The organism is Ideonella sp. P3_A4 (assembly GCF_056403075.1).
On record NZ_JBFUGE010000174.1, the window covers coordinates 1 to 11,559 of the forward strand.

Sequence of the window (11,559 nt, forward strand, 5' to 3'; positions counted from 1 at the left end):
GGACCACTCCCTCCAGCCTCCCTCCACGAGGGAGGCTCCAGTCAGATTGACGTTGGCGGCTGCCGAGCCTGCATGGGCAGGCTTCCTAGAATCGGCGCTTCGCCTGCCTGCGTGCCGATGCCCCATCGCCTCCCCTTTTGCCGCCCGAATGTCCTGGCCGCCGCATTCGGTCTGGCCTGTGCGTCGCCGGCCGGTGCGCAGGCCGTGGACACCAGTTTCAGCGTCGGCGCCAGTTCGGCCTGGCTGGTGCGGGGCATTCCGCTGAGCCGCAGCGGCCGGCCCGCGGCCTTCGCCGGCGCCGACGTCTATGCCACCAGCGGCTGGTCGCTGGGCGGCTCGGTCGGTCGCTTCGAAGCGCTGGACGGCCAGCAGGTCGACGCACTCAGCCTGCGTGCCGGCTACGAATACACCTTCGACGGCCGCTGGACGCTGATGACTCAGCTGCGCCACATGAGCTACCCGGGCTCGGACGCGTTGAAGATGTGGTGCTACAACGAAGTGGGCACCAGCGTGGCCGATGCCGACCGCTGGGTGCTCAGTTGGTCGGCCGAGACCCGCCGCGGCGCCGGTTGCAACCAGCACTTCGGGCCGGTCATCGTCAGCCGCTCGCTCGAGCTCAACGGCCGCTGGCCGCTGGACGGCGGCTTCCACCTCGGGGCCGGCCTGGGCCGGCGCATGTACGGCGGCGGCCAGGGCTACCTCTACGGCCAGGCCGGTGGCGGCTGGGGCAGCTCAGGCGGCCTGAAGCTGCTGCTCGACCGCGTCTGGGTCTCGCCACAAGCCCGACTGATCTACGGCGATTCGGCCCGCGACCGCTGGGTGGCCAGCGTGGTGCAGGGTTTCTGAAAACGCGGGCTCGGTGACGGAAGGAAGCCTCCAAGCCCATGGAGACACCGAAGCGTCGTTTGAGGTGAAGGCCGTCCGATCGGACGGCATGACTTAGCGTTTGGCTCCCTCTGCCTCCCTCCAAGAGGGAGTGCCAGCATGTTCGACGGCTCCCACCAAGCCTCCCTCCAGGAGGAAGGCTCCAGCATGTTTGTTGGACGGCCCGGCCTGCGGCCGAGGCCGTGCGCAGTTCACCCGAAGTGAACTGGTGCGTCGTCGCGAGACTTTTTTCACTGCGGCACACAACCTTCTTCAGCCCGGGCCGGTACTGACCGATCACTGCAGCACGACCCGCCCGCGTTTCGCCCGATGTTCAACCCCTTTCGCCGCTCGCCGCCGGCCGCGCCGGCCACGCCCGACGAGACCTGGATCCGCCGCATCGCCGATTCGCAGGACCGCGCCGCCCTGGCCGAGCTGTACCGCGAGTACCAACCCAGGTTGGTGCGCTTTCTCAGTCGCGTGACACGCCACGACTCGCTGATTGAGGAAGTCGTCAACGACACGCTGTGGATCGTCTGGCAGCGCGCGGCCGATTACCGCGGCGAGGCGCGGGTGTCGACCTGGATCTTGGGCATCGCCTACCGGGTGGCCATGAAAGCCCTGCGCGATCAGGCCGATCCCTGCTGGGGGGCCGGCGACGACACCGACCTCGACACCCTGCTGGTCAGCGACCCGCGCCCCGACCGCGAACTGCGCGACTGGCTCGCCAAGGGCCTGGCCAAGCTCCCTGCGGACCAGCGTCTGACGGCAGAACTGGTGTACGGCCAGGGCCACACGCTGGAAGAGACCGCCACCATCATGGAGTGCCCGGTGGGCACCGCGAAGGCCCGGTTGTTCCACGCCCGCGTCAGGTTGCGCAACCTGCTCCCCGACCTGGCCGGCGAACCCGAAGCCGCCCGCGCCGAAGGCACCCACGATGAAACCTACTGACATGCGCATCCACCAGGAGACCTGGGGTCTGCTGCCCTGGCTGGCCAATGGCCGCGCCGACACGGCGCAACACCACCGGGCCGAAGCCCATCTGGCCGACTGTGTCGACTGCCGCGCCGAGCTGGCGCGCGAACAATTCCTGGCCACCGCGATGGCCCAGCCCAGCGTGCCCGGCCCCGATCTGTCACAAGGCTTGGCACGGCTGATGCAGCGGCTGGACCAGGCCACCCCGGCTCGGCCGCAGCGGCCCTGGCTGACCATCGGCTCGGGGCGCAGCGCGACGATCCGCCTGTCCACTGCTGCCGTGCTCGGGGCGCTGCAGCTTGCCTTGTTCGCGGCTGCTGCGGTCTGGTGGTTGCGCACCTCGACGCCGGCCGCCGGCAGCGCCAGCGGCTACCAGACCCTGACCCAGGCTCCGGCCAGCGCGGCGCCGGTCGGGCCGGGCTTGCGCGTCGTGTTCCACGGCGGGCACCCGATCAGCGAGCTGCAGGCCTTGCTGGTTGGGCACGGCCTCGTGATCGTCAGCGGCCCGACCGAGGCCGGTGTCTTCACGCTCGCCTCGGCCGCAACGCAGCCCGCGCGCAATCTCGACGCACTCGCCGCCGAGCTGCGCCGCTCGCCGGCCATCGCCTTCGCCGAGCCCATCGGCGCGGCGGCTGCGCGGTGAACTGGCGCCGTCGCCTGGCGCGACTGGCCCTGGTCGGCACGCTCGCCGGCGCGCTCGCGCCTGTCTCTGTTCAGGCTGAGCTTGTCGAAGCCCCTGACCCTTCGACAGGCTCCGCGCGAACCGAGCCACCTGTTCCACCGCTGATCGGCGGCGCGCCCGCCGGCGAGGCGAGCCGTGTGGTCGTCATCGCGGTGGCCAACGAGGTGGGCGAGCTGCCGCTGTCGTCCGGCACGACACCCGGGCTGTACGCCAAGAAACCGGGTTATGTCGCCGGCCTCCGCGCCGAGGCCTTGATGAAAGAGGTCGCCCGCACGCACGGACTGCGGCCTCTCGATGCGTGGCCGATTCGCTCGCTCGGCTTGCACTGCGCGACCTTCCTGATCCCCGACGGCGCCTCGCRCAGCGAGGTGCTGGCTGCGCTCGCGCGCGACCCGCGCGTGGTGCTGACGCAGCCGCTAAACGAGTTCGGCACGCTGGGTGAGCCGGCCGCGACGCCAACGGTGCCAACGACGACGCAGCCGGCCATCGTCAACAAGCTGGACCTGCCCTACAACGACCCCTACCTGCCGCTGCAGCGTGGCCTGCTTGGCCTGGGCGTGCCGCAGGCGCATCGCTGCGCGCGCGGCGATGGCGTGCGCGTCGCCGTGATCGACACCGGCATGGACACCAGCCACCCGGATCTGGCGGGTGTGCCGACCGCCACCGCCAACTTCGTCGACCACGATACCGCCCGCTTCCAGCGCGACCACCACGGCACCGAAGTGGCCGGGCTGATCGCCGCGCAGCCGGGCAACGCGACCGGCATCGTCGGCGTCGCACCCGGTGCGCGGCTGATCGCCTTGAAGGCCTGCTGGGAACGCAGCGACGGCAGCGCGAGCTGCAACTCCTTCACGCTGTCGCAGGCGCTGGCGGCGGCGATCGACCGCGGCGCCCAGGTCGTCAACCTCAGCCTCGGCGGCCCGGCCGACGAGCTGCTGACCAAGTTGCTGCGGGTCGCGCTGGCTCGCGGCATGGTGGTCGTCGGTGCGATGCCGCCCGGCGGCGCGCGCGACGGTTTCCCACTTGGCGTGCCGGGGGTCATCGCGGTGCAAGACGCCGCCGCGCCCACAGCCGGTGTGCTCGGCGCGCCGGCGCGCGAAGTGCTGACGCTGATGCCCGATGGCCGCTACGACTTCGCCAGCGGCACCTCGATGGCCGCCGCGCATGTCAGCGGCCTGGCCGCACTGCTGTTGCAGCACCACCCCGGGTTCGACGGCCCGCGCATCGAGAAGCTGCTGCGTGAACAAGATGGCCTCCAGCCCGCCGTGCCGTTGAACGCCTGCCACGTGCTCGAAGCCATCGAGCCGCGCTGCCGCTGCAGCTGAATTCGTCTCGGCTCGTTCACTTCACAAACATCAAGTTTCGTTTCGCCGGCTTCCGGCGACAACCGTTTCGGGCCGCGGCGGTACCTACGGGGCAATGACGCAATGCGATGAATGCAACGCGTCGTCAGCCAAGCCACCGCCCATGATCGCCTGTCGCATTCCCCGCCCTGCCGAGCACGCGCCAAACGCCGCGGCGCTGGGCTGTTGGCTGGGCGTCTCACTCGTCGGCCTCGCGCTGTTGCCTGCAGGCAGCGCATGGCGCTCGCTGTGGCTCGCCCCTTGGTGCGAAGAGGTGGTGTGGCGCTGGGGCCTGCAGGTGCCGCTGGCTCGCCGCTTCGGCCCACATGCGGCCGTGTGGCTGAGCGCCGCGGCCTTCGGCCTTGCGCACCTCTTGTTCGCGCGCGACCAGGCTGATGCCTGGCGTGCAGCGGCCACCGCACTGCCGGCCGCGTGGATCGGCATGGTGTTCGCGCGCAGCGGCCGGCTCGCGCCCTGCGTGGCCTGGCATGCCGGCTTCAACTTCGTGTGGCTCACCGCCCATGGCCCTTGATGGCCCAAACCATGTTCACCCGTGTAATCAATTATCAATACTGACCCATGGAGAAGACCACGTCATGACTTCCCGCAACCTCTGGCTCGCATTGGGGCTGGCCGCCGCGCTGGCGTGGCCCTTCGCCAGCCACGCCGCCGACCCGGTCCTGGGCACGACCAAGTTCTCGCAGAACTGCTCGGGGTGCCACTCCGTGGCCTCCACCGCCACCATCGACCGCGGCCGCAACAGCCCGTCGATGATTCGCACGGCAATCAACAACGTCGGCGCCATGTCGGGCCTGTCGTCGCTGTCCACCACCGACCTGGAGGACATCGCCGCCTACCTCGGCAATGCGCCGAGCTCGCTGAGCTTCGCCCAGACGACAGTCGGCCAGACCAGTGCGACGCAGACCATCACCGTGCGCGCCAGCCGGACGGCGGCGCTCAGCAACCTAGCGGCCAGCGTCAGCGGCGATTTCGCGCGCAGTGGCGGCACCTGCGGCAGCTCGTTGGCTGCCAGCGGCAGCTGCACGATCAGCGTCGCCTTCACGCCCACCGCCGCAGGCAGCCGCAGCGGCACGCTGAGCATCAGCCACAGCGGGCTGACGACCGCGGTGCCGATCAAGCTGTCGGGCACCGGCCTGGCTGCCGCCGCGCCGACGATCTCGCTCGACGCCAGCAGCTTCGCCTTCGGCAACCAGACGGTCAACACTACCAGCAGCGCCAAGACGCTGACCGTCAGCAACACCGGCAACGCGGCTCTGAACTTCGGCGCCATCACGCTCGGCGGTACTGCCGCAGCTGACTACAACACCACCGGTAGCTGTGCGGTCGGCACACCGGTCGCCGCGGGCGGCTCGTGCACGTTGAGCCTGCGCTTCACGCCCAGCACCACCGGCAGCCGCAGCGCCTCGCTGACGCTCGCGTCCGACGCGTCCAACGGCAATGCCACCGTGTCGCTCAGCGGCACCGGCCAGGCCGTGGCCACGCCGCAGGCGAGCCTCGCTCCGGCCAGCCTGGCGTTCGGCAGCGTCACCGTCGGCAGCAGCTCGACCGCACGGACCGTGACACTGACCAACAGCGGCAGCGCCACCCTGAGCATCAACGCCATCACCGCGGCCAGCCCGTTCAGCGCCAGCCACGCCTGCGGCAACACGCTGGCCGCCGGCGCAAGCTGCGCGATCAATGTGGTCTTCACACCCAGCGGCGCCGGCGCGGCCAGCGGCAGCCTGAGCGTGAGCAGCAACGCGAGCGGTTCGCCGCACAGCGTGGGCTTGACCGGCACCGGCGTGCTGGCCACTTCCGGCGACCTGCAATGGACCGACGGCACGGCGATCGACTTCGGCAGCATCACCGTCGGCGACGACGCCACGACCCACACGCTGACCCTGTCCAACAGCGGCAACGGCACCGCCACGCTCGGTGACTTCACGCTTGGCGGCAGCAACGCAGCAGACTTCCGCATCGACGGCAGCTCCAGCTGCAGCGCGGGCCAGTCGCTGGTCGCCGGCGCGCAGTGCACGGTGGTCCTCGGCTTCACGCCCACGGCCACCGGCGCGCGCAGCGCGAGCCTGACGGCGAGCGCGAGCAACGCCAGCACGCCTGACGCTGTTGCGCTGGCAGGCACCGGCGTCGCGCCTGCGGCCCCGGCGCTGAGCTTGTCGGCCGAGTCACTTGCCTTCGTCGCGCCGGCCAGCGGCACCGCCGCCGCACAGACGTTGACGCTGACCAACACCGGCACCGCCGACCTGCACTTGAGCGCCCTCACGCTCAGCAGCGGCACGCGTTTCAGCGTCGGCAGCACAGGCGCTGGCAGTTGCGGTACGACGCCTGTTGCGCTGGCGGCTGGCACGAGCTGCACGCTCGCCATCTCCTGGGCCGGCACCGCCGCCGATGCCGACGAAACCGCCACGCTGACCTTGACTGGCGACATGCCAACCGGCAGTGCCACGGTGAGCTTGAGCGGCCAGGGCGGTGCCGACGAGCCCTCGAACCAAGGTGGTGGTGGCTGCACCTTGGGTGCCGGCACCGGCGCCGCCGATCCGCTGCTGATCTTGATGGCCGCGTTGGCCGGCGTCATCGCCTGGCGCCGTCGCCGCAGGGCCTGAGATGAACGTGAGCAAGGAGCAAATCATGAACGTCCCGCTGTCTCGCCGCGCACTGCTCCAGGCCACCGGCCTGGGCGCCGCTGCGCTCGTCCTGCCCCATGCCGCCCGCGCCCTTGAAGCCGGCCAGGCCTTGCCGATCGCCAGCGTGCCCGGCCCGGCGGGCCAGGCCGCGGTGCCGCTGTTCGACGGCAAGGCCCGCGCCACCTACATCGACTTCTGGGCCTCGTGGTGCGGGCCGTGCCGGCAGTCGTTCCCGTGGATGAACCGCATGCAATCGAAGTTCGGGCCCCAGGGCCTGCGCGTGGTCGCGGTCAACGTCGACAGCCAGCCGGCCGAGGCGCAGCGCTTTCTCGCGCAGTGGCCGGCGCAGTTCACGCTGGCCTTCGACCCCACGGCCGAGGCGGCGCGCCGCTTCGGCATCAAGGCGATGCCCAGCTCGGTGCTGCTCGGTGCGGACGGCAAGGTCCTCGCCACGCATGCCGGCTTTCGCGACGACGACATCGCCCCGCTCGAGGCGCGCATTGCCGCCGTGCTCGGCGCCTCCTGAACGATTGGACCCATCACCGATGAACCGTTCACTCTCTGTCCGCCTCTTCGCGGCCGCACTCGCCGCCGCAGCCCTTGCCGGCTGCGCGCTGCAACCACCTCAACCCTGGGAAAAGCGCGCGCTCGCCAAACCCGAGATGACGATGGCCGGCGACCCGCTGGCCGACCGCTTCGACCAGCACATCTACGCGAGTAAAGAAAACGCCTCCGGTGGATACGGAGTAGGCGGAGGCGGTTGTGGCTGCAATTGACTCCTCGTTTGGCGGCGTACTCGCCGCCGCATTGCTGTTGCCTGGCGTGCTGGCACCAGCAGCGCACGCCGAGACCGCGCCCGAGCAAGGCGTGGTGGCGCTGAAGCTCTCCAACTACCGCGACTGGCAGCCGGGGCTGGACCGCGTCAAGGTCAATGCGCCGTCGATCTACGTACTGGCCCCGCTGGACGCGCATTGGTCGCTTGAAGGCTCGCTCGTCAACGACGCGGTCTCGGGCGCCTCGCCGCGCTATCACAGTGCCATCTCGGGCGCATCGAAGATGGACGACTCGCGCACCGCGGGTGACGTCAAGCTGACCCATTACGCCGACCGTCAGGCCTGGTCCGTCGGCGCCGCCAGTTCGTCCGAGCACGACTACCGCTCGAACACGCTGTCGGGCGAGTGGCGCATTGCCAGCGACGACAACAACCGCACCTGGAACCTGGGGCTGGCCTACAGCGACGACGAGATCGGCTCGACCAACGACCCGACGCTCGACGAGCGCCGTCGCACCTGGCAGCTGATGGCCGGCGTCACGCAGGCCTGGACCTCGGTCGACCTGGTGCAGCTCAACCTCGGTGCGAGCTTCGGCCGCGGCTACTACTCCGATCCCTACAAGTTCCCCGACGCACGGCCCGACGAGCGGCGCCAGACCACCGCGCTGCTGCGCTGGAACCACCATCTCGAGTCGATCGGCGCCACGCTGCGCACCAGCTGGCGGGTCTACGACGACAGCTGGGGCGTGCGTGCCCACACGCTGGATGCCGCCTGGGTGCAGCCGGTGGCCGAGGGCTGGACCGTCACGCCGATGCTGCGCTACACGACGCAGCGCGCCGCGCGCTTCTACTACGACCCGGTCTACGACGCCACGCTCGGCGCGCCCTTTCCGTCCGGCTTCAGCAACCTGACCCATTACTCGGCCGACCAGCGCTTGTCAGCCTTCGGCGCCGCCACCGCCGGGCTGCGGGTGGACTGGCAGGTCGACCGCCAGTGGAAGCTGGACCTGAGCTACAGCCGCTACGAGCAGCGCGGCGACTGGCGACTGGGCGGTGACGGCTCGCCTGGCCTGGCGCCGTTCTCGGCTCGCTGGTGGCAGCTCGGTCTTTCCCGCGCCTTCTGACAACCATGACCGACGCTCACCTCGACCACGACGGCTGGCATCTGCGCTTCGGCGCAATGGCCTCGCACTGCGAGATCGTCGTCGCCGGAGACGACGCCGTGGCGCGCCACGCGGCGCACGAAGCCATGGCCGAGGTGCGGCGCATCGAGGCCAAGTACTCGCGCTACCGCAGCGACAGCGTCGTCTCGCGCATCAACGCCGCGGCCGGCAGCGGCCAGGCCACGGCCATCGACACAGAAACCGTCGACCTGCTGGCTTTCGCCGACCAGTTGCACCGCCAGAGCGACGGCCTGTTCGACCTGACGAGTGGCGTGCTGCGAAAGGCCTGGGACTTCCGCACCGGGCATGTGCCCGCGCCGCACGAGCTGGACGCGTTGCTGCCGCTGGTGGACTGGCGCCGCGTCGTCTGGGACGAGCGCGAGCTGTTGCTGCCCGAGGCCGGCATGGAGCTGGACTTCGGCGGCATCGGCAAGGAGTACGCGGCCGACCGCGCACAGAGCTTGCTCGCCCAGGCCGGCGTGCACCGTGGCTTCGTCAACCTCGGCGGCGACCTGCGCGTGCTCGGGCCGCGGGCCGACGGCCGCCCCTGGCGCTTCGGCATCCAGCATCCGCGCGAGCTCGGTTCGCTGTGCGCCTCGGTCGAGCTGCGCGACGGCGCGCTGGCCACCAGCGGCGACTACGAGCGCTTCTTCATCACGGCCGAAGGCCGGCGCTGCTGCCACGTGCTGGACCCGCGCAGCGGCCAGCCGGTGACGCACTGGCAATCGGTCAGCGTGGTGGCCCCGGTCTGCGCCGCGGCCGGCGCGCTGGCCACGATCGCGATGCTGCTGGGCTCCGATGGCACGGCCTTTCTGCGCAACCAGGGCGTGGCCTTCCTGGCCATCGACGCCGCCGGCCGCGTCGACTCCAACGAGATCCTTCCCTTCACCCCCGCACTCCCCGCCTTTCCCGCACACACCGCTTCCGTCTGCACTCCATGAACACCCTGCTGCTCACCTGGACCCGGCGCCTCGCCGCTGGCCTGCTCGCCGCGGCTGCGCTGCTGCCCGCGGCGCGCGCCGCCGACGAGACCTTTCTCGACCCGACCGAGGCCTTCCGGCCGCAGGTCACCGTCGGTGCCGATCACGCGCTGCAGATCCGCTTCGTGATCGCGCCGGGCTACCACCTGTACCGCGAGCGCTTCACGCTGCAGCATGCCGACGCGGCGCTCCCATCACTGCCGGCCGCCACGCTGCCGCCGGGCCGCGAGCACTTCGACACCAACTTCAACCAGACGATGACGCTGTGGGAAGGCTCGGTGCAAGTGACCCAGGCGCTGCCCGTCGATCTGCAGGCGGCTGAGCTGACGGCGGGCTACCAGGGCTGCGCGGACCGCGGCCTGTGCTACCCGCCGCAGCACGGCACGGTGCACCTGGCGCGCGACGCGGCTGGCGCCTTGACGGCCGCGTGGGAGCCTGCGGGCGACCTGTTCGCAGCGCCCGCAACACCCGCAGCGGAAGCGCCGCCGGGGGCCGCACAGACGCCCGCCGCTGCTGCGGAAGGCGACGACAGCCACACCAGCGCGCTGTCGTCCGGCAGCCTGCTGAAGGTGGTGCCGATGTTCCTGCTCGGCGGGCTGCTGCTGTCGTTCACGCCCTGCGTGCTGCCGATGCTGCCCATCCTGTCGTCGATCATCGTCGGCCAGGGGGCGCCGGTGTCACGGCGGCGCGGCTTCACGCTGGCGTTGGCCTATTCGCTGGGCATGGCGCTGGTCTACACCGCCGCCGGTGTCGCGGCCGGTCTGCTCGGCTCGGGCTTTGCTGCCGCGCTGCAAAACCCCTGGGTGCTGGGTAGCTTCGCGGCATTGCTCGCGGTGCTCTCGCTGTCAATGTTCGGTGTCTGGGATTTGCAGATGCCGGCCGTGATCCAGCAGCGTGTCAACAACGCATCGAACCAGCTCTCGGGTGGTCGCCACCTGGCCGTGTTCGCGATGGGCGGGCTCTCGGCGCTGCTGGTAGGCCCCTGCGTGGCCGCGCCGCTGGCCGGGGCGCTGGTCTACATCAGCCAGACGCGTGATGTGCTGCTCGGCGGTGCCGCGTTGTTCGCGCTGGCCGCCGGCATGAGCGTGCCGTTGCTGCTGCTGGGCCTGTCAGCTGGCAGCCTGCTGCCGCGCGCTGGCCGCTGGATGGAGCAAGTCAAAACCTTCTTCGGCTTGATGCTGCTGGCGGTCGCGCTGTGGCTGGTGTCGCCGGTACTGCCGGCGCCAGTCCTCATGTTCGTGCTCGGCGCGGGCGTGCTCGCTGCCGTGCTCACGCTTGGCGCGTTCGACGCCGGCACCTGGCGCCTGTGGCGTGGGGTGGGCGGCGTGGCGGCGCTGTGGGGTGTGGCGCTGATGGCCGGCGCGCTGTCGGGCGGTGACAGTGTGGTGCAGCCGCTGCGCCATCTGGCCCGCGCCGGTAGCGCGGTCGTCAACACCGCGGTCGCTGCGACCACCGAAGGCCCGAGCTTCCAGCGCATCACCAGCGTGCAGCAGCTGGACGACGCACTGCGCACGGCCGGCCGGCCGGTGGTGCTGGATGTCTATGCCGACTGGTGCGTCTCGTGCAAGGAGATGGAGCACCTGACCTTTCGCGACACCGCTGTGCGGCCGCGGCTGGAGCGCGCGCTGCTGCTGCAAGCCGACGTGACGGCCGACAGCGCCGATGCCAAGGCGCTGATGAAGCGCTTCAGCCTGTTCGGCCCGCCGGCGGTGATCTTCTTCGACGAGCGCGGCACCGAGGTCGCCAGCGCCCGCACCATCGGCTTCGAGAAGGCCGAAGCCTTCGCCCGCCGCCTCGACCACGCCAAGCTTTGAGATGACGACCTTGACCACCCACGCCCAAGTCCTGATCCTCGGCTCCGGCCCCGCCGGCTACTCGGCCGCCATCTACGCGGCTCGCGCGAACCTGAAGCCGCTGCTCGTCACCGGCCTGGCCCAAGGCGGCCAGCTGATGACCACCACCGACGTGGACAACTGGCCCGCCGATGTGATGGGCGTGCAAGGCCCCGAGCTGATGCAACGCTTCCAGCAACACGCCGAGCGATTCCAGACCCAGATCGTGTTCGACCATATCAACGAAGTCGATCTGTCGCAGCGGCCCTTCAAGCTCAAGGGCGATTCAGGTGCCTACACCTGCGA

12 protein-coding genes are annotated in these 11,559 nt (G+C 70.5%); all 12 read left to right on the plus strand.

Features of this window, described 5'->3' with window-relative positions; genetic code table 11:
• Positions 1-204: 204 nt before the first annotated feature.
• On the plus strand, positions 205-846 hold the full coding sequence (locus AC1DYI_RS16390; protein WP_477205196.1) for a hypothetical protein: 642 nt from the start codon (positions 205-207) through the stop codon (positions 844-846).
• 348 nt (positions 847-1,194) lie between these two features.
• Positions 1,195-1,815 (plus strand): RNA polymerase sigma factor, encoded by a 621-nt coding sequence (locus tag AC1DYI_RS16395; RefSeq protein ID WP_477205197.1) that lies wholly within the window; start codon positions 1,195-1,197, stop codon positions 1,813-1,815.
• Positions 1,802-2,482 (plus strand): anti-sigma factor family protein, encoded by a 681-nt coding sequence (locus tag AC1DYI_RS16400; protein ID WP_477205198.1) that lies wholly within the window; start codon positions 1,802-1,804, stop codon positions 2,480-2,482. The genes AC1DYI_RS16395 and AC1DYI_RS16400 overlap by 14 nt, the downstream gene beginning before the upstream one ends.
• Positions 2,479-3,846, plus strand: coding sequence for a S8 family peptidase (locus AC1DYI_RS16405; RefSeq protein WP_477205199.1), 1,368 nt, complete (start codon positions 2,479-2,481; stop codon positions 3,844-3,846). The genes AC1DYI_RS16400 and AC1DYI_RS16405 overlap by 4 nt, the downstream gene beginning before the upstream one ends.
• Positions 3,847-3,988: 142 nt before the next feature.
• A complete protein-coding gene (locus tag AC1DYI_RS16410) occupies positions 3,989-4,396 on the plus strand; it encodes a lysostaphin resistance A-like protein (RefSeq protein ID WP_477205200.1) in 408 nt (135 codons plus the stop codon).
• 64 nt (positions 4,397-4,460) lie between these two features.
• On the plus strand, positions 4,461-6,485 hold the full coding sequence (locus AC1DYI_RS16415) for a choice-of-anchor D domain-containing protein (protein WP_477205201.1): 2,025 nt from the start codon (positions 4,461-4,463) through the stop codon (positions 6,483-6,485).
• Positions 6,486-6,510: 25 nt separating this feature from the next.
• Complete coding sequence (locus tag AC1DYI_RS16420) at positions 6,511-7,032, plus strand: TlpA family protein disulfide reductase (RefSeq protein WP_477205202.1); 522 nt, start codon at positions 6,511-6,513, stop codon at positions 7,030-7,032.
• A gap of 19 nt (positions 7,033-7,051) precedes the next feature.
• Complete coding sequence (locus AC1DYI_RS16425) at positions 7,052-7,282, plus strand: DUF4266 domain-containing protein (RefSeq protein WP_477205203.1); 231 nt, start codon at positions 7,052-7,054, stop codon at positions 7,280-7,282.
• A complete protein-coding gene (locus AC1DYI_RS16430) occupies positions 7,269-8,402 on the plus strand; it encodes a DUF3570 domain-containing protein (RefSeq protein WP_477205204.1) in 1,134 nt (377 codons plus the stop codon). The genes AC1DYI_RS16425 and AC1DYI_RS16430 overlap by 14 nt, the downstream gene beginning before the upstream one ends.
• 5 nt (positions 8,403-8,407) lie before the next feature.
• On the plus strand, positions 8,408-9,382 hold the full coding sequence (locus tag AC1DYI_RS16435) for an FAD:protein FMN transferase (RefSeq protein WP_477205205.1): 975 nt from the start codon (positions 8,408-8,410) through the stop codon (positions 9,380-9,382).
• Positions 9,379-11,235, plus strand: a complete 1,857-nt coding sequence (gene dsbD, locus AC1DYI_RS16440) for a protein-disulfide reductase DsbD (RefSeq protein ID WP_477205206.1) — start codon at positions 9,379-9,381, stop codon at positions 11,233-11,235. The genes AC1DYI_RS16435 and dsbD overlap by 4 nt, the downstream gene beginning before the upstream one ends.
• A 1-nt stretch (position 11,236) precedes the next feature.
• A partial coding sequence (locus tag AC1DYI_RS16445) for an FAD-dependent oxidoreductase (protein ID WP_477205207.1) occupies positions 11,237-11,559 on the plus strand: 323 nt, incomplete at its 3' end.